15 protein-coding genes are annotated in these 18,142 nt (G+C 57.0%); 5 read left to right on the top strand and 10 right to left on the bottom strand.

The window, feature by feature from the left end:
• Positions 1–404: 404 nt before the first annotated feature.
• Together gltB and KK102_RS12400 are read left to right on the top strand one after the other, a co-directional pair.
• The gene (gene gltB, locus KK102_RS12405) at positions 405–4,865 is read left to right on the top strand and encodes a glutamate synthase large subunit (protein WP_216357707.1); all 4,461 of its coding nucleotides are present in this window, start codon (positions 405–407) and stop codon (positions 4,863–4,865) included.
• Positions 4,866–4,874: 9 nt separating this feature from the next.
• Entirely contained in the window at positions 4,875–6,293 is a 1,419-nt protein-coding gene (locus KK102_RS12400) for a glutamate synthase small subunit (protein WP_216357706.1), read from the top strand.
• 35 nt (positions 6,294–6,328) lie between these two features.
• On the opposite strand, the gene nanQ is transcribed toward KK102_RS12400, so the two are convergent.
• From nanQ to zapE, 10 genes are all read right to left on the bottom strand, one after another.
• Positions 6,329–6,796, bottom strand: a complete 468-nt coding sequence (gene nanQ, locus KK102_RS12395; RefSeq protein WP_126545340.1) for an N-acetylneuraminate anomerase — start codon at positions 6,794–6,796, stop codon at positions 6,329–6,331.
• A complete protein-coding gene (gene nanK, locus KK102_RS12390) occupies positions 6,793–7,653 on the bottom strand; it encodes an N-acetylmannosamine kinase (RefSeq protein WP_216357705.1) in 861 nt (286 codons plus the stop codon). Before nanK ends, nanQ begins: the two co-directional genes overlap by 4 nt.
• Positions 7,650–9,134 carry an MFS transporter gene (locus tag KK102_RS12385; protein WP_126545342.1) on the bottom strand — a complete coding sequence of 495 codons (1,485 nt, stop codon included), beginning with the start codon at positions 9,132–9,134 and terminating at the stop codon, positions 7,650–7,652. The genes nanK and KK102_RS12385 overlap by 4 nt, the downstream gene beginning before the upstream one ends.
• A gap of 71 nt (positions 9,135–9,205) precedes the next feature.
• Entirely contained in the window at positions 9,206–10,099 is an 894-nt protein-coding gene (nanA, locus tag KK102_RS12380; protein WP_126545343.1) for an N-acetylneuraminate lyase, read from the bottom strand.
• 122 nt (positions 10,100–10,221) lie between these two features.
• A complete protein-coding gene (nanR, locus tag KK102_RS12375; RefSeq protein WP_216357704.1) occupies positions 10,222–11,004 on the bottom strand; it encodes a transcriptional regulator NanR in 783 nt (260 codons plus the stop codon).
• 102 nt (positions 11,005–11,106) lie between these two features.
• On the bottom strand, positions 11,107–11,604 hold the full coding sequence (gene sspB, locus KK102_RS12370; RefSeq protein WP_126545345.1) for a ClpXP protease specificity-enhancing factor: 498 nt from the start codon (positions 11,602–11,604) through the stop codon (positions 11,107–11,109).
• Positions 11,605–11,609: 5 nt separating this feature from the next.
• Positions 11,610–12,248 carry a stringent starvation protein SspA gene (gene sspA / locus KK102_RS12365; protein WP_010436114.1) on the bottom strand — a complete coding sequence of 213 codons (639 nt, stop codon included), beginning with the start codon at positions 12,246–12,248 and terminating at the stop codon, positions 11,610–11,612.
• Positions 12,249–12,555: 307 nt separating this feature from the next.
• Positions 12,556–12,948: a 30S ribosomal protein S9 gene (gene rpsI / locus KK102_RS12360; RefSeq protein WP_003860436.1), complete on the bottom strand. Its 393-nt coding sequence runs from the start codon at positions 12,946–12,948 to the stop codon at positions 12,556–12,558.
• 15 nt (positions 12,949–12,963) lie between these two features.
• Positions 12,964–13,392, bottom strand: coding sequence for a 50S ribosomal protein L13 (rplM, locus tag KK102_RS12355; protein ID WP_003860434.1), 429 nt, complete (start codon positions 13,390–13,392; stop codon positions 12,964–12,966).
• Between the two features lie 302 nt (positions 13,393–13,694).
• Positions 13,695–14,819, bottom strand: a complete 1,125-nt coding sequence (gene zapE / locus KK102_RS12350; protein ID WP_216357703.1) for a cell division protein ZapE — start codon at positions 14,817–14,819, stop codon at positions 13,695–13,697.
• 189 nt (positions 14,820–15,008) lie between these two features.
• Between zapE and zapG the strand changes: the two genes are divergently transcribed.
• The 3 genes from zapG (at position 15,009) to degS (ending at position 18,105) form a co-directional block, all read left to right on the top strand.
• On the top strand, positions 15,009–15,407 hold the full coding sequence (gene zapG, locus KK102_RS12345) for a Z-ring associated protein ZapG (RefSeq protein ID WP_010436126.1): 399 nt from the start codon (positions 15,009–15,011) through the stop codon (positions 15,405–15,407).
• A gap of 170 nt (positions 15,408–15,577) precedes the next feature.
• Positions 15,578–16,945, top strand: coding sequence for a serine endoprotease DegQ (gene degQ / locus KK102_RS12340; RefSeq protein ID WP_126545348.1), 1,368 nt, complete (start codon positions 15,578–15,580; stop codon positions 16,943–16,945).
• Positions 16,946–17,037: 92 nt separating this feature from the next.
• Positions 17,038–18,105, top strand: coding sequence for an outer membrane-stress sensor serine endopeptidase DegS (degS, locus tag KK102_RS12335; protein ID WP_126545349.1), 1,068 nt, complete (start codon positions 17,038–17,040; stop codon positions 18,103–18,105).
• Positions 18,106–18,142: the final 37 nt, after the last annotated feature.

Below are 18,142 nucleotides of genomic sequence, written 5' to 3'. Positions count from 1 at the left end.
TACCGCTTTCATATAGTGAGTCAGATCACACTCCGCTGTGCTCTTTCAGGGCATTCATTCAATGTAAAATTAGTTAAATAACCTTAAAATACAAACAGATAAACTCTCTTTAGCACATTTTTGTATAAATAAGATTGCCATTTGACCTGTGTACCAATTCCCGATAAGTTGGAAATCCGCTGGAAGCTTTCTGGATGAGCGGCCTGCTCATCATATTTATGCAGTAATTGAGATTCCCTCTGAAGCAAGTCCTCAAACTTGTTTACCTGCGCGAAAGGATGAAAAAGAGGGCGAATGCGAGGTCCGCGTATGAAACGCAAACCCCGTCGCCATGCTCTTTCTGTGCCTGTGCGCCACGGTAAAGTTCAGTGGGAAGCCCGACGAGCCTGGGGAGGTTCACTGATATGTTGTACGATAAATCCCTTGAGAAGGATAACTGTGGTTTCGGCCTGATCGCCCACATAGAAGGCGAACCTAGCCACAAGGTAGTGCGTACCGCTATTCACGCACTGGCCCGTATGCAGCACCGTGGCGCCATCCTTGCCGATGGTAAAACCGGCGACGGTTGCGGCCTGCTGCTGCAAAAACCGGATCGTTTCTTCCGCATCGTGGCGGAAGAGCGCGGCTGGCGTTTAGCCAAAAACTACGCTGTCGGCATGCTGTTCCTGAATCAGGATCCTGAAAAGGCTGCCGCCTCACGCCGCATCGTCGAAGAAGAACTTCAGCGTGAAACCCTGTCGATTGTCGGCTGGCGCGATGTGCCAACCAACGAAGGGGTGCTCGGTGAAATCGCCCTCTCCTCGCTGCCTCGTATTGAACAGATTTTCGTCAACGCGCCTGCGGGCTGGCGTCCGCGTGATATGGAACGCCGTCTGTTTATTGCCCGCCGCCGCATTGAAAAACGTCTCCAGGACGATAAAGAGTTCTACGTCTGTAGCCTCTCTAACCTGGTGAACATCTATAAAGGTCTGTGTATGCCGGCTGACCTGCCGCGCTTCTACCTGGACCTGGCGGACCTGCGTCTGGAATCGGCCATTTGCCTGTTCCACCAGCGCTTCTCCACCAACACCGTTCCACGCTGGCCGCTGGCTCAGCCGTTCCGCTATCTGGCGCACAACGGCGAGATCAACACCATCACCGGTAACCGCCAGTGGGCCCGCGCCCGTACCTATAAATTCCAGACGCCGCTGATCCCCGATCTGCACGATGCCGCGCCGTTCGTGAACGAAACCGGCTCTGACTCCAGCTCGATGGATAACATGCTGGAACTGCTGCTGGCGGGCGGGATGGATATCGTGCGCGCCATGCGTCTGCTCGTGCCGCCGGCCTGGCAGAACAACCCGGATATGGACCCTGAGCTGCGCGCGTTCTTCGACTTTAACTCCATGCACATGGAGCCGTGGGACGGCCCGGCGGGCATCGTCATGTCCGACGGTCGTTTTGCCGCCTGTAACCTGGACCGTAACGGCCTGCGTCCGGCACGCTACGTCATCACTAAAGACAAGCTCATCACCTGCGCCTCTGAAGTCGGTATCTGGGATTACCAGCCTGACGAAGTGGTCGAGAAAGGCCGAGTCGGTCCGGGCGAGCTGATGGTAATCGACACCCGCGGTGGGCGCATCCTGCACTCCGCCGAAACCGACAACGATCTGAAGAGCCGCCACCCGTACAAAGAGTGGATGGAGAAAAACGTGCGTCGTCTGGTGCCGTTCGAAGATCTGCCGGACGAAGAAGTAGGCAGCCGCGAGCTGGACGACGATACCCTCGCAAGCTTCCAGAAGCAGTTTAACTACAGCGCGGAAGAGCTGGACTCCGTCATCCGCGTACTGGGTGAAAACGGTCAGGAAGCGGTCGGCTCCATGGGTGACGATACCCCGTTTGCCGTGCTCTCCAGCCAGCCGCGCATCATTTATGACTACTTCCGCCAGCAGTTCGCGCAGGTAACCAACCCGCCGATCGACCCGCTGCGTGAAGCGCACGTGATGTCGCTGGCAACCAGCATTGGTCGCGAGATGAACGTCTTCTGCGAAGCCGAAGGCCAGGCGCACCGTCTGACCTTTAAATCGCCGATCCTGCTGTACTCCGATTTCAAACAGCTCACTACGCTGAAAGAGGATCACTACCGCGCCGACACGCTCGACATTACCTTCGACGTGACCGAAGCGACCCTCGAAGAGACGGTGAATGCGCTGTGCGACAAAGCCGAACAGATGGTGCGTAACGGTACCGTTCTGCTGGTGCTGTCCGACCGCAATATCGCGAAAAACCGTCTGCCGGTTCCAGCCCCAATGGCGGTGGGGGCTATTCAGACGCGTCTGGTCGATAAGAGCCTGCGCTGCGACGCCAACATCATTGTTGAAACCGCCAGCGCCCGCGACCCGCACCACTTTGCCGTGCTGTTGGGCTTTGGCGCGACGGCGATCTACCCGTACCTGGCCTACGAAACGCTGGCCCGTCTGGTGGATACCCGCGCGATCGACAAAGATTACCGCGCGGTGATGCTGAACTACCGTAACGGCATCAACAAAGGTCTGTACAAGATCATGTCCAAAATGGGCATCTCGACCATTGCCTCCTACCGCTGCTCGAAGCTGTTTGAAGCGGTCGGCCTGCATGACGAGGTCGCCAACCTCTGCTTCCAGGGCGTGGTCAGCCGCATCGGCGGCGCCGGTTTTGCTGACTTCCAGCAGGATCTGGTGAACCTGTCCAAACGCGCCTGGCTGGCACGTAAGCCGCTGGATCAGGGCGGTCTGCTGAAGTACGTCCACGGTGGCGAATACCACGCCTATAACCCGGACGTGGTGCGCACGCTACAGCAGGCGGTTCAGAGCGGCGAATACCGTGATTACCAGCAGTACGCTGAGCTGGTAAACAACCGTCCGGCGGCGACGCTGCGCGACCTCATTGCCCTGAACCCGGGTGATGAAGCGGTCAGCATTGACGAGGTTGAGCCTGCATCCGAGCTGTTCAAACGCTTCGATACCGCGGCGATGTCCATCGGCGCGCTGAGCCCGGAAGCCCACGAAGCGCTGGCGGAAGCCATGAACAGCATCGGCGGCAACTCTAACTCCGGCGAAGGCGGTGAAGATCCGGCGCGTTACGGCACCAACAAGGTGTCCCGTATCAAGCAGGTGGCATCCGGCCGCTTTGGCGTGACGCCAGCGTACCTGGTCAACGCCGACGTGATTCAGATTAAGGTCGCTCAGGGTGCGAAACCGGGCGAAGGCGGTCAGCTGCCGGGTGATAAAGTTACCCCGTACATCGCCAAACTGCGCTATTCCGTACCGGGCGTGACGCTGATCTCCCCGCCGCCGCACCACGATATTTACTCTATCGAGGACCTGGCGCAGCTCATTTTCGACCTGAAGCAGGTCAACCCGAAGGCGATGATCTCCGTGAAGCTGGTTTCCGAACCGGGCGTCGGCACCATCGCGACCGGCGTGGCGAAGGCCTATGCGGACCTTATCACCATCGCGGGTTATGACGGCGGTACCGGTGCAAGCCCGCTCTCCTCCGTGAAATATGCAGGCTGCCCGTGGGAGCTTGGCCTGGTGGAAACCCAGCAGGCGCTGGTGGCTAACGGCCTGCGTCATAAGATCCGTCTGCAGGTGGACGGCGGCCTGAAAACCGGCCTCGACATCATCAAGGCGGCGATCCTCGGTGCGGAAAGCTTCGGCTTCGGTACCGGTCCAATGGTCGCGCTGGGCTGTAAATACCTGCGTATTTGCCACCTGAACAACTGCGCAACCGGCGTTGCAACCCAGGACGAGAAGCTGCGTAAGAACCACTATCACGGCCTGCCGTTCAAAGTGACCAACTACTTTGAGTTCATCGCCCGCGAAACCCGCGAGCTGATGGCGCAGCTGGGCGTGAAGCGTCTGGTAGACCTGATTGGCCGCACCGATCTGCTGAAAGAGCTGGAAGGCTTCACCGCCAAGCAGCAGAAGCTGGAGTTGAGCAAGTTGCTGGAAACCGCGCAGCCGCATCCTGGCAAAGCGGTCTACTGCACCGAGAACAACCCGCCGTTCGATAACGGCGTGCTGAACGCGCAGCTGCTGCAGCAGGCGAAGCCGTATGTGGACGACAAGCAGAGCAAAACGTTCTGGTTTGATATCCGCAACACCGACCGTTCCGTGGGAGCCTCCCTCTCCGGTTACATCGCGCAAACGCACGGTGACCAGGGGCTGGCGGCGGATCCGATTACCGCGCACTTCAGCGGTACCGCGGGTCAGAGCTTCGGCGTGTGGAACGCAGGCGGCGTTGAGCTGTATCTGACCGGCGATGCCAACGACTACGTCGGCAAAGGCATGGCGGGTGGTCTGCTGGCGGTGCGTCCTCCGGTTGGCTCAGCCTTCCGCAGCCATGAAGCCAGCATTATCGGTAACACCTGCCTGTACGGCGCGACCGGCGGTCGTCTGTTCGCAGCAGGCCGTGCGGGCGAGCGTTTTGCGGTGCGTAACTCCGGTGCCATCACCGTGGTGGAAGGCATCGGCGATAACGGTTGTGAGTATATGACGGGCGGGATTGTTTGCGTTCTGGGTAAAACCGGCGTGAACTTCGGCGCGGGCATGACGGGTGGTTTTGCCTACGTCCTGGACGAAGACGGTGAGTTCCGCAAACGCGTGAACCCGGAGCTGGTGGAAGTGCTGGACGTTGACACGCTGGCTATCCACGAAGAACACCTGCGCGGTTTGATTACCGAACACGTGCAGCATACCGGTTCTTCGCGCGGCGAGGAGATCCTGGCTAACTGGCCGGCGTTCTCTGCGAAATTCGCGCTGGTTAAGCCGAAGTCCAGCGATGTTAAAGCCCTGTTGGGTCACCGTAGTCGTAGCGCAGCAGAGCTGCGCGTGCAGGCGCAGTAAGGAATTCAGATGAGCCAGAACGTATACCAGTTTATCGACCTGCAGCGTGTTGATCCGCCAAAGAAACCGCTGAAGATCCGCAAAATTGAATTTGTTGAAATCTACGAGCCGTTTTCAGAGGGCCAGGCCAAAGCGCAGGCAGACCGCTGCCTGTCCTGCGGTAACCCTTACTGCGAATGGAAATGTCCGGTACATAACTACATCCCGAACTGGCTGAAGCTGGCCAACGAAGGACGTATTTTTGAAGCCGCCGAGCTCTCTCACCAGACCAACACCCTGCCGGAAGTGTGTGGCCGCGTGTGTCCTCAGGACCGTCTGTGTGAAGGTTCCTGTACGCTGAACGACGAGTTTGGCGCGGTGACCATCGGCAACATCGAGCGCTACATCAACGATAAAGCGTTCGAGATGGGCTGGCGTCCGGATATGACCGGCGTGCGTCAAACCGACAAGCGTGTGGCAATCATCGGCGCGGGCCCGGCGGGCCTGGCCTGTGCGGACGTGCTGACCCGCAACGGCGTGAAGGCGGTAGTCTTTGACCGTCATCCGGAGATCGGCGGTCTGCTGACCTTCGGTATCCCGGCCTTCAAGCTGGAAAAAGAGGTCATGACCCGTCGCCGTGAAATCTTCACCGGCATGGGCATTGAGTTCAAACTTAACGTGGAAGTGGGCCGCGACGTGCAGCTCGACGACCTGCTGAAGGATTACGACGCCGTGTTCCTGGGCGTGGGCACCTATCAGTCCATGCGCGGTGGTCTGGAGAACGAAGACGCGCCGGGCGTGTACGACGCGCTGCCGTTCCTGATTGCCAACACCAAGCAGATCATGGGCTACGGCGAAACTGCCGATGAGCCGTTCGTCAGCATGGAAGGCAAACGCGTGGTGGTGCTGGGCGGCGGTGATACCGCGATGGACTGCGTGCGTACCTCCATTCGTCAGAATGCGGCACACGTCATTTGTGCTTACCGTCGCGACGAAGAGAACATGCCGGGCTCTAAACGCGAAGTGAAAAACGCGCGTGAAGAGGGCGTGGAGTTCCAGTTCAACATCCAGCCTCTGGGTATTGAAGTGAATGCCAACGGTAAAGTGAGCGGCGTGATGATGGCGCGTACCGAGATGGGCGCACCGGATGCGAAAGGCCGTCGACGCGCCGAGATCGTCGCCGGTTCTGAACACGTGATCCCGGCCGATGCCGTGGTGATGGCGTTCGGTTTCCGTCCTCACAGCATGGAGTGGCTGGCGAAGCACAGCGTTGAGCTGGATTCGCAGGGCCGCGTGATTGCGCCAGAAGGCAGCGATAACGCGTTCCAGACCAGCAACCCGAAAATCTTCGCCGGTGGTGATATCGTTCGCGGTTCCGATCTGGTGGTAACGGCGATTGCCGAAGGGCGTAAAGCCGCTGACGGTATACTGAACTACCTGGAAGTGTAAAAGATCGAGCCGGATGGAAAACCATCCGGCTTTTTTTATGCGGTTAACAGGCTGGCGCGAACCTTCACCACGGCCTTTTTAATCTCTCCCGCCGAGTCGGTGATGCACCCTGGCTTATGCGGCTCCCCCGGCATAAACACCACGAACATCCCCGGTCTTAACGCTACGGACTGCTCCCCTTCGATGCGGCTGCAAAGCTGATAATCCCCGGCGCTATGCATTTCCTCACACCCGCGCGCGGACTCCGCAACGCCAAACAGAATCCGCTCTTCACCGGCTAACAGGAGCTGGATATCAATATACTCCGCGTGCAGCTCTGCCTTTTTCAGCTCCGGAGCTTGTGTAGCAAACTGCATAACATTCATAAAGATCGCATCACCCTGCAGTTCGTAGTGACCCGGCGCTTTCTCCTTTGGCCGGGCGGCAACCGCCAGCGTGAGAGCATTCACCAGTGCGGCAGGCAGGCCCGACGATGTCAGGGACTGCAGCTCTCCCATCATCATAACGCGTCTCCTGTCGCTAACAGCGCCGCGCCCAATAGCCCGGCGTCGTGACGATAATGCGCCGCCCGAAGAGGCACCTGATACACTTCTGGCTCCTGCGATAAACAGGCCCTCACCAGAGGTAGGTACCCTTCCGCCAGCCCCACGCTGCCGCCGACCACGATAACCTGACAGTCGGTAACGGCTTTAACATCGGCGATCAGTCGCGCCAGCGCGTGTGCCGAATTTGCCACCAGCCTGCGAGCCTGCGGCGTATTCCGGCTGAATATCGCCTTTGCATCCAGCCCTGCCAGTTCACCCTTCGCCTGAGCTGCTATGCCCCGGCCTGAAGCAATGGCTTCAATGCATCCTCTTCGTCCACAGCCACAAAGCGGCCCGGCGGGATCGGCCAGCGTATGCCCAAGATGCCCGGCCAGCCCCCCGCTGCCCGTCTGAAGTTTTCCATTGAGTACAACGCCGCCGCCCACGCCGGTTGAAACCGTCAGGAACACCATATCTTCCCTCCCGGGCAGCGCGCAAAACTCTGCCCATGCGGCGGACTGCGCGTCGTTAACCGCCGTGACCGGTAATTGCGTAGCGGCTTCCAGAAAGGCGACCAGCGGAAACTGCTCCAGGCCACCCAGGTTGGCCGGATTGATGGAGGTGAGCACGCCGTTATGAATAATCCCTGTCGACGCCACCGCCACGCGCCCGGCATGCCTAACCAGAGGTAAAACCAGGGCACGTAGCGCCTCCTCAAGCGCGCCCGGCGTCTGGCTGCCGGGGGTCGGGCACGCCCTGCGCATCGACAGAACGCCCCCTTCAACCAGGGCGGCAGCGAGCTTCGTGCCGCCAATATCAATTGCCAGCGTCGTCATTTCATCACCTGCTCGCGTTTGACCGCGCCCGCAGGAAAGGCTCCGCTCAGCGGTTTACCGTCGATGGCGTCGTGAGTGCGCAGCGCTTCCGGCCTGATCCAGCGCTGAACGCGGGACGGCATATCAAGGCCGATCAACAGGATCACGACAAACGTGAGGCCAAAGGAGAGCGATCCCAGCGCGGTTCCCAGCTCCATCCGCTGGGACAGTAGAGCGCCGATCACCGGTGCAAGCGCCCCGCCCAGCGCGCCGACGTTATAGGTAAATCCAAGCCCGGCCGCACGCTGGTCGGTATCGAAATAGCCGCCGATGAGCTTCGGTAAGATCCCGGAAATGCCCTGACCCAGCATCTGCTGGAAAAAGAGCAACAGCCCGAGCACCCAGATATTCGCGCCGCCGATCGCAAACACCGGAATAATAAGCAACTGCGAGGCCAGCAGGCTGCAGACGTACGCTTTACGCGTGCCCAGCCAGTCGCCAAGAAAACCGCCTACGCAGCAGCCCACCGCCGCGCCAAATCCGCTGAAGAACAGCACGCGGGCCACCGTAGCCGGATCGTAGGCCAGCTCCGTTTTCAAATAGGTTGGCAGCAGCGCCTGAATCGGCCACGAATAGAGAAAGGCAAACAGCACCACAACCATCAGCGTTACGCCAGTGGGCCAGCGTTTACCGCTGCTTTGCACCATAAAGCTGATAAAAACGACGGCGCACAGCAGCCCCAGAATAACCACCATCCCGACGTTGTTTAGCTCTCCGGCAAAGCAGAGCCACAGCGCCGCACCGGCAAACAGCGTCATGACAATATTGATTACGCGGTACTTACCGCGATAAAGAATATCGACCATCGTGCGCACCGGCGCTTTGCCAGCGTGCTTCGCCTTCCAGTCTTCGGCTTCCGGGATGTTTTTGCGCAGCCACAGGGCAAAGACGATAGGCAAGATGCCGATTAAGAACAGCGCGCGCCAGCCCCAGACGGGGACCACGAGGCTGTAGACCTGCGCGGCGATGACGGCCCCCACGGAGAAACCGGAAATCAAAAAGCCGCTCGCCTTGTTGCGCAGCTGCTTTGGCCAGCTTTCGATCACGTAGGTTGCGCTGGAACCATATTCGCCCGCCATCCCCATGCCGATCACCATTCTGGCGATAAACATGGTGACGTAACCCGGCGCAAACCCGCAGGCCAGGGTGCCGCAGGAGAAAAGAACAATGCTGGTAATCATCGCCAGCTTGCGGCCATAGCGATCGCCCATCGCCCCCAGCAGCAGGCCACCGAACCAGCGTGAGATAAAGGCCGCCGAAATCAGGCTCGCGGCTTCCACCGTCGTCAGGCCGAACTCGCTTTTCACTTCCGTCAGAACTAAGGCAATCAGTACAAAATCGAAGCCATCAAGCAAATATCCCAGCCAGGCAGCGGAGAAGGCGCGCCACTGCGGGCGGCTAAGATGGCGGTACCACGGGATGCTTTGGGTAGATACACTCATTTCACTCTCCCGACGATTTCTCTGTCGTTTTGCCGGACGGCGGCTGTGCCTTGCCCGGCCTACGTAATGCGTTAGCGTTTTTCCGCCATTAGCTGCTCTGCCAGGGCTTTTAGCGCGGGCACGAATTTTTCGTCCACGGGTGAAAACGGCTTGCGGCACAGCGGTACGGAGAGCACGTCCATATAGTGCAGCACCGTTTTCAGACCACGGAAGACGCCGGCGCCAATCAGCAGGTCGATCACCTTGTTGCACTCGCCCTGCAGACGCTGCGCGGTGGCGTTATCCCCTTCCCGAACCGCTTTAGCGATCGCCTGATAGCGCCAGCCCATAATGTTGTACGTACTGCCGATCCCTCCGTCAGCGCCTGCCAGCAGGCCGGAAGCGAAGATCTCGTCGTAGCCGTTGTAGAGCACCAGATCCGGATGCGCGCGGCGGATCTGCTCCATCTGGAAGAGATCGCCAGAGGTTTGCTTCAGCGCTCCGACGCCCGGCAGCGTCACCAGCGTGTTGATCTGCTCCAGCGTTAACTTAACGCCGCTCAACGCAGGGATGTTGTAGACCACCATCGGCAAACCATCAGCGGAGTCAATAATTGCACGGTAGTGGTCGCAGTGTTCTTCAAAGCTGAAGGGATAGTAGAACGGTGTGACGGCGGACACGGCGTCAAACCCAAAGCGGGCGGCAGCAGTTGCCAGCTGCTGGCTTTCTGCGGTGCTGACACAGCCAACATGGGCGATGAGGGTGATTTTCCCCTTCGCCTCATCCGCCACGATCTCCATTACCTGCTCGCGTTCTGAAAGGCTTTGCACAAAAGCCTCTCCCGTTGAGCCACCGACATAAAGCCCGTCGATGCCCTGCTCAATATTGAACTGCACCAGACGGCGCAGGCTCTCTTTATCCAGCATTTGCTGCTGAGTAAACGGGGTCAGGAGTGCGGCCATTACGCCGCGTAATTGCGTTGCCATAGTTACCTCAATCGATCGTGTGTTTGTTATAACGACATACCTTTATACCTGTTATACCAGATCAATTAAGCAGCAGTGGAATACAGAACGCTTATATTGCGATCTGCTTCACTAAAGGATCGTTATTTTTTGGCTTTTGAATGTTGGCCGAAAGCGTGCCAGGTGGCAGAAACGCTGTTGAGGTGGGTCTGGAGCGCGCGATCGGCCTCATCCGGATCGCGGCGGCGGATCGCATCGACGATTGCAATATGCTGGCGATAGCTGACTTCATTATGCTTATACAGCTCGGCATCCGGCACTTTCGGACGCGCGGCGATCAGCCAGTCGAGCAGCGCAACGTGGATCGCGTTAAAGATCGGATTGCCGGGGATCTCCGCCAGCACGCGGTGGAAATCGACGTCAGATCGAATAAACAGGGTATTATCATCCAGAGACTGGCTGTTGATCTCCAGCGCTTTTGTCAGCTGAGCGATTTGATCGTCAGTGGCAAACTCAGCGGCAAATCGAACGAGGCTGGATTCAAAGAACAGGCGTAGCTGCTCAAAATGGGCAATGCCGCCGGGCTGGGTCAGGAAATCTTTCGCCATGCCAGAAAGTTCGCTGATGATGGTATCGGCTGAAGGCATGGAGACGCGGGCACGTTCACCGTTGTTGATCTGCACCAGCCCTTTGCGCTTTAGCGCCGCCAGCGCCTCACGCACCGAAGGGCGGCCCACGTTGAAGAACTCCATCAGCTCGCGTTCGGAGGGCAGTTGTTCTCCCTGGGCGAACTCCTTGCGGCGGATCATCTGCTCCAGCTCTTCTTCCACCATATCAGACAGCTTTTTGCGCGCCAGCGGACGACGATGCAGGCTGCGGCCAATAGTTTCATCAGAGTTTTCAGCTTTAAGATCGGTCGGTTTCATTGCAGTCCGGTGCCATATAAGGAAAACGGCTCATCATAACACAGGAAATTAGAGGGGGCGAAAAGGGGCAGAAAGCAAAACAGGCCCTGAGGGCCTGTTTGATTATTTCACTACGCGCAGCGCCGGACGGCCACCGCGCGGAGGCGGATCGTCATCAGGATCGTTGTCGTCGTGATCGTCGGGTTTGTCGCCATCAATAAGTGACATCACCGTGTCGCTTTCGCGCTCATCGGAAGCATCATCATCATTCAGGCTGGCAACATCTTCGTCATACGCCGCTTCCGGCTCAAACATGGTACCCGCACCGTTCTCACGTGCGTAGATCGCCAGAACCGCAGCCAGTGGTACGGAAACCTGACGCGGTACGCCGCCAAAACGCGCGTTAAAGCGCACTTCGTCGTTTGCCAGCTCCAGGTTACCCACCGCGCGAGGCGCAATGTTCAACACAATCTGTCCGTCACGTGCGTATTCCATTGGAACCAGCACGCCCGGCAACGTCACATCCACAACCAGGTGCGGCGTGAGCTGGTTATCCAGCAGCCATTCATAGAAGGCGCGCAGCAGATACGGACGGCGTGGGGAAAGTTGTGACATTTCCACAGTCATTAGCCTCGGCCGAGACGCATTTCACGTTCCGGCTCAGTCAGAGAAGCCAGGAAAGAGTCGCGTTCGAATACGCGAGTCATATAGCCTTTCAGCTCTTTCGCGCCAGGACCGCTGAACTCTACGCCCAGCGTAGGCAGACGCCACAGCAGCGGTGCCAGGTAGCAATCCACCAGGCTGAACTCATCGCTCAGGAAGAAAGGTTTTTGACCAAAGACTGGCGCGATTGCCAGCAGCTCTTCACGCAGTTGTTTACGCGCAGCATCCGCTTCAGACGACGTACCGTTAACGATAACGTTCATCAGCGTATACCAGTCTTTTTCGATACGCTGCATGTACAGGCGGCTTTCACCACGCGCAACAGGGTAAACAGGCATCAGCGGCGGATGCGGGAAACGCTCATCCAGGTATTCCATAATGATACGGGATTCCCACAGGGTCAGCTCGCGATCCACCAGCGTTGGTACGCTCTGGCTCGGGTTGAGATCGATCAGATCCTGAGGAGGGTTATCCTTTTCCACATGCTCGATCTCAAAACTGACACCCTTCTCGGCCAGCACGATACGAACCTGATGGCTATAAATGTCAGTAGGACCAGAAAACAGCGTCATTACCGAACGTTTGTTGGCAGCGACAGCCATGAAAACCTCCAGGTATATTCAGAATTTTACTGCTACCAGCCCACCAGGGCCAGCCAGATGATGTATTGCCCATCCCAGAGAAAACACATTGTTCAAGAATCGAACAAAAATCGAGTATTCACCGATATTTGGGCAGAAAATTGGATGATAGTTTACCAGATTTTGATGGCTTTGTGGTGAGGGGATTCTGGAAATGTGGAAAAAGAGGAGATATATCAATTCATGTTGTGGATAACCTGCGCATTATCCATAAAAAAACCCGCCGAAGCGGGTTTTTTCGCCAATCGTTCTGCGTAAGCAGAATGGATTAACGTTTGGAGAACTGTGGACGACGACGTGCTTTACGCAGACCCACTTTCTTACGTTCAACCTGACGCGCGTCACGAGTAACGAAGCCAGCTTTACGCAGTTCAGAACGCAGGGATTCGTCGTACTCCATCAGAGCGCGGGTGATACCGTGACGGATCGCACCTGCCTGACCGGAGATACCACCACCTTTAACGGTGATGTACAGATCCAGTTTTTCTACCATATCAACCAGTTCCAGCGGCTGGCGAACTACCATGCGGGCAGTTTCGCGACCGAAGTACTGTTCCAGAGAACGCTGGTTGATTACGATTTTACCACTGCCCGGTTTGATGAAAACGCGAGCTGCGGAACTTTTGCGGCGACCAGTGCCGTAGTATTGATTTTCAGCCATTGCCTATAATCCCGATTAGATGTCAAGAACTTGCGGTTGCTGTGCCGCGTGGTTGTGCTCGTTGCCTGCGTAAACTTTCAGTTTACGGAACATAGCACGACCCAGCGGGCCTTTTGGCAGCATGCCTTTAACCGCGATTTCAATCACACGCTCAGGACGGCGAGCAATCATCTCTTCAAAGGTCGCTTCTTTGATACCACCGATGTGGCCAGTGTGGTGATAGTACATTTTGTCAGTACGCTTGTTGCCGGTTACAGCAACTTTATCAGCGTTCAGAACGATGATGTAATCACCGGTATCAACGTGCGGAGTGTATTCCGCTTTGTGCTTACCGCGCAGGCGACGAGCCAGTTCAGTAGCCAGACGGCCCAGAGTTTTACCGGTCGCGTCAACAACATACCAGTCGCGCTGTACGGTTTCTGGTTTAGCTGTAAAAGTTTTCATTAAAAGCTTACCCAAATAATAAGTTACACGTTGGTGAACACCCAAACGTTTAGTCAGTTGAGGTTCACACGACAAAGTCCGGCAAACCTACCCCTTCGAATAGCTCATGCCGACACATAGAAAGTTTCGGGAAAAAAACCTTCTCGTAACGTGGGGTCGCAAGATTATAGAGAAGTTGAGGTCAAAGATCGACCCTTAAATGTGATTTGGAATGGGTTTTTCGAGGGGGCTGAAAATGCCGGGTGGCGGCTGCGCCTTACCCGGCCTACAAGGCTCCCTTCTCAGGGAGAGGGTGGCATTTATTATGGCATATGCTCCAGCTTCAGGTATTCCTCGCTCTGCATCTCCTGCAGGCGCGACAGGCAGCGCTGGAACTCAAACTTCAGCCGCTCGCCCTGGTAAATCTCATATAAAGGTACCTCGGCGCTGACCACCAGCTTAACGTGGCGCTCGTAAAACTCGTCCACCAGCGCAATGAAGCGTCGCGCTTCGCTTTCCATCAGGCGCGTCATCACCGGCACATCCAGCACCATCACGGTGTGGAACAGGCGCGAAAGCGCGATGTAGTCGTGCTGGCTACGGGCGTCGACACAGAGCGTCGTAAAGGAGACCGCCAGCGTTTGGTTTTCAACGCCGAGCGTAGGCAACGGACGATGGTTAATCTCAAGTTCCGGGGCGTGCTCGCGTTTTGCTCCCGCCAGCGCCAGCCAGAGTGTATCCATCTCGCGGGTGGTCTCTGCATTTAACGGCGAGAGCCACAGGTGCGCCTGGGTTAACGTGCGCAGACGATAATCGACACCGGCATCAACATTCATAATGTCGCAGTGCTGCTTAATGGCGTCGATGGCGGGCAGGAAGCGTGCCCGCTGCAGGCCGTTGCGGTACAGCTCGTCCGGCGGGATATTCGACGTGGCCACCAGCGTGATTCCGCGCGCAAACAGCGCTTTCATCAACCCGCCCAGCAGCATCGCATCCGTAATATCGGAAACATAAAATTCGTCAAAGCAGAGTACGTCCGTTTCCGCCTTAAAGCGGTCGGCCACAATCTCCAGCGGATCGCTTTTGCCCTGCAGCGCCGTCAGCTCCTCGTGAACCCGAAGCATAAAACGGTGAAAATGCAGGCGCTGTTTACGCGTGCCCGGCAGGCTCTGGTAGAACATGTCCATCAGCCAGGTTTTACCGCGACCGACCCCGCCCCACATATATAAACCGTGCACTGGCGCGTGAGCCTGTGGCGCTTTTTTTCCGAGCAACCGCCCAAATGCCGCCTTTAGCCCGCCATTCTGTTCGGTTTCAGCGGGTTTGGCCGTGAGTTCCTGATAAATCATCTCCAGACGGCTTACCGCCTCACGTTGAACGTCATCCGGCTGATGGGTACCCTCGTTAAGGGCCAGTTGATATCGCGATGCAGGGGACAGGTTTGGCATAATCTTATTGTTATTCCTTCAATTAACGCTCACCAGCAGACGTGACTGATGAAAAAAAGGCCGTTCTACACTACGCGATGATACGTCAGGATTCCACTTCTACGGAAATAGCGGTTATAGTGGCATTATCAGGCACAGGCAGGAGCCGAGCCAACACCCTACGGAACAACAAGACAACGGGAGAAGTTCATGACCTGGGAATATGCGCTAATCGGTTTAGTCGTCGGCATCGTCATCGGTGCTGTGGCCATGCGTTTCGGTAATCGCAAATTGCGTCAGCAGCAGTCACTGCAGTACGAACTGGAAAAGAACAAAGCCGAACTGGAAGAGTATCGTGAAGAGCTGGTCAGCCACTTTGCCCGTAGCGCCGAGCTGCTGGACAACATGGCGACCGACTATCGCCAGCTGTATCAACATATGGCGAAAAGCTCCAGCAGCCTGCTGCCGGAAATGACCGCAGAAACGAACCCGTTCCGCAACCGTCTGGCAGACTCTGAAGCGGGTAACGATCAGGCTCCGGTTCAGATGCCACGCGACTATTCGGACGGCGCGTCCGGCCTGCTGCGCGGTGGCGCAAAACGCGATTAATCGCAAAACATGAATAAATTTTACGGGCGCATCTCTTGCGCCCGTCTTTTCTTCCCGTCCCCAGCTATTATTTAGTCAAACACCTCATTGTTCAGCGGTTGAAAATTCAATAACATCAAGATGTTTTTGGGCCGTGCTTCTTTCATTCCAGGATACGAGAGTCTGCATCAATGAAGAAAAAAAACCAGCTGTTGAGCGCTTTAGCGTTAAGTGTCGGGTTATCTCTCTCGGCGTCCTTCCCTGCCCACGCGGCGCTGCCTTCGCAGGTGCCGGGACAGGCAGCCATTCCTAGCCTCGCGCCGATGCTGGAAAAAGTGCTGCCCGCCGTGGTCAGCGTCCAGGTCGAAGGCACCGCGCGGCAAAGCCAGCGCGTGCCGGAAGAACTGAAGAAATACTTCGGTGATGAATCTCCCGACCAGCAGGCGCAGCCATTTGAGGGACTGGGCTCTGGGGTGATCATTGATGCGGCCAAGGGCTATATCCTGACCAACAACCACGTGATCAGTCAGGCGGATAAGATCAGCGTCCAGCTCAATGATGGCCGCGAATTTGACGCCAAACTGATCGGCGGCGATGACCAGAGCGATATTGCGCTGCTGCAGATCCTGAAACCCAGCAACCTGACGCAGATTACCATTGCGGACTCCGACACGCTGCGGGTAGGCGATTTTGCCGTTGCCGTGGGTAACCCCTTCGGTCTGGGCCAGACTGCCACTTCCGGGATCGTCTCTGCACTGGGGCGCAGCGGCCTGAACCTGGAAGGGCTGGAAAACTTTATTCAGACCGACGCGTCAATTAACCGCGGTAACTCGGGTGGAGCGCTGCTCAACCTGAATGGTGAGCTTATTGGTATCAACACGGCGATCCTCGCGCCCGGCGGCGGCAGTATCGGGATTGGCTTTGCCATACCGAGCAATATGGCCAAAACCCTGTCTCAACAGCTTATTCAGTTTGGTGAAGTCAAACGTGGACTGCTGGGCATCAAAGGGATGGAGATGAGCGCGGATATCGCCAAAGCCTTTAACGTCAACGTCCAGCGCGGCGCGTTTGTCAGCGAAGTGCTGCCAAATTCCGGGTCGGCGAAAGCAGGCGTGAAATCCGGCGATGTCATCGTCAGCCTGAACGATAAGCCGCTGAACAGCTTCGCAGAACTGCGTTCTCGCATTGCCACCACCGAGCCTGGCGCCAAAGTGAAACTCGGTTTGATTCGCGACGGCAAGCCGCTGGATGTTGAAGTCACGCTGGATAAGAGCACCTCTTCTTCCGCCAGCGCGGAGCTGATCGCCCCGGCCCTGCAAGGCGCGACGTTGAGCGACGGCCAGCTTAAAGACGGCACGAAAGGCATTACTATTGACACCGTCGAGAAGAGCAGCCCTGCCGCACAGGCGGGACTGCATCAGGATGATGTCATCATCGGCGTGAACCGCACGCGCGTGCAATCTATTGCAGAGATGCGCAAGGTGCTGGAAAGTAAGCCAACGGTCATTGCCCTGCAGGTTATACGTGGCAAAGAGACTATCTATATTTTATTGCGCTAAGCATTTGCGACCCCGGACATCACCGCTGCATGTGATGTCCGGATAACTCATGTTATGCTGCAAACCGTTCATTTTTTAACGACACGCGCATCATGCTTTTAAAGCTCTTTCGTTCCATTGCTATCGGTTTGATCGTTGCTGCCCTGCTGCTGGTGGCTATGCCGTCTTTGCGTCAGTTCAACAAGCTGACGGCCCCCCAGTTTGACAGTACGGATGAAACGCCTGCCACTTACAATCAGGCGGTTCGCCGTGCCGCACCCGCCGTGGTCAACGTTTATAACCGAGGACTGAATACCTCGGCCCATAACCAGCTGGAGATCCGCACGCTCGGCTCCGGCGTAATTATGGATGAACGTGGCTACATCATTACCAACAAGCACGTGATTAACGATGCCGACCAGATTATCGTCGCCTTGCAGGATGGTCGCGTATTTGAAGCGTTACTCGTGGGCTCGGACAGCCTGACCGACCTGGCGGTTCTGAAGATCAACGCCACGGGCGGCCTGCCCACCATTCCGATCAACCGTAAACGCACGCCACATATTGGCGACGTCGTGTTGGCGATAGGTAACCCGTACAATCTGGGCCAGACCATTACCCAGGGGATTATCAGCGCCACCGGTCGAATCGGCCTGAACCCGTCCGGGCGGCAGAATTTCCTTCAGACCGATGCCTCTATCAACCACGGTAACTCCGGCGGCGCGCTGGTGAACTCACTGGGTGAGCTCATGGGCATCAACACCCTCTCGTTCGATAAGAGTAACGATGGCGAGACGCCGGAAGGGATTGGATTTGCGATTCCATTCCAGCTGGCAACCAAGATCATGGACAAGCTCATTCGCGATGGACGCGTGATCCGCGGATATATCGGTATAGGCGGGCGGGAAATTGCACCGATGCATACCCAGGGCGGTGGGATCGACCAGATTCAGGGGATTGTGGTGAATGAAGTGTCGCCTGGTGGCCCGGCCGCGAATGCGGGTATTCAGGTTAATGATGTCATTGTGTCGGTCAACGGCACGCCAGCGGTCTCTGCGCTGGAGACGATGGACCAGGTGGCGGAAATTCGTCCGGGCTCTATCATCCCTGTTGAAGTCATGCGCAACGATAAGAAACTGACGCTGCATGTGACGATTCAGGAATATCCGGCCACTAACTGACAGGCATAAAAAAACGGAGCGATAAGCTCCGTTTTTT

This window comes from Enterobacter quasimori (assembly GCF_018597345.1).
In the GTDB taxonomy this organism is placed as follows: Bacteria; Pseudomonadota; Gammaproteobacteria; order Enterobacterales; family Enterobacteriaceae; genus Enterobacter; species Enterobacter mori.
Note: the sequence above shows the minus strand (reverse complement) of the source record. Positions and strands in the feature narration are given on the sequence as shown.

Excerpts from the sequence above, each read along its gene's own strand:
- KK102_RS12400 (WP_216357706.1), top strand. The coding sequence starts at position 4,875 with ATGAGCCAGAACGTATACCAGTTTATCGACCTGCAGCGTGTTGATCCG.
- degQ (WP_126545348.1), top strand. The coding sequence starts at position 15,578 with ATGAAGAAAAAAAACCAGCTGTTGAGCGCTTTAGCGTTAAGTGTCGGG.
- gltB (WP_216357707.1), top strand. The coding sequence starts at position 405 with ATGTTGTACGATAAATCCCTTGAGAAGGATAACTGTGGTTTCGGCCTG.
- nanR (WP_216357704.1), bottom strand. The coding sequence starts at position 11,004 with ATGAAACCGACCGATCTTAAAGCTGAAAACTCTGATGAAACTATTGGC.
- rplM (WP_003860434.1), bottom strand. The coding sequence starts at position 13,392 with ATGAAAACTTTTACAGCTAAACCAGAAACCGTACAGCGCGACTGGTAT.
- rpsI (WP_003860436.1), bottom strand. The coding sequence starts at position 12,948 with ATGGCTGAAAATCAATACTACGGCACTGGTCGCCGCAAAAGTTCCGCA.
- KK102_RS12385 (WP_126545342.1), bottom strand. The coding sequence starts at position 9,134 with ATGAGTGTATCTACCCAAAGCATCCCGTGGTACCGCCATCTTAGCCGC.
- zapG (WP_010436126.1), top strand. The coding sequence starts at position 15,009 with ATGACCTGGGAATATGCGCTAATCGGTTTAGTCGTCGGCATCGTCATC.
- nanQ (WP_126545340.1), bottom strand. The coding sequence starts at position 6,796 with ATGATGATGGGAGAGCTGCAGTCCCTGACATCGTCGGGCCTGCCTGCC.
- nanK (WP_216357705.1), bottom strand. The coding sequence starts at position 7,653 with ATGACGACGCTGGCAATTGATATTGGCGGCACGAAGCTCGCTGCCGCC.
- zapE (WP_216357703.1), bottom strand. The coding sequence starts at position 14,819 with ATGCCAAACCTGTCCCCTGCATCGCGATATCAACTGGCCCTTAACGAG.
- degS (WP_126545349.1), top strand. The coding sequence starts at position 17,038 with ATGCTTTTAAAGCTCTTTCGTTCCATTGCTATCGGTTTGATCGTTGCT.
- nanA (WP_126545343.1), bottom strand. The coding sequence starts at position 10,099 with ATGGCAACGCAATTACGCGGCGTAATGGCCGCACTCCTGACCCCGTTT.
- sspA (WP_010436114.1), bottom strand. The coding sequence starts at position 12,248 with ATGGCTGTCGCTGCCAACAAACGTTCGGTAATGACGCTGTTTTCTGGT.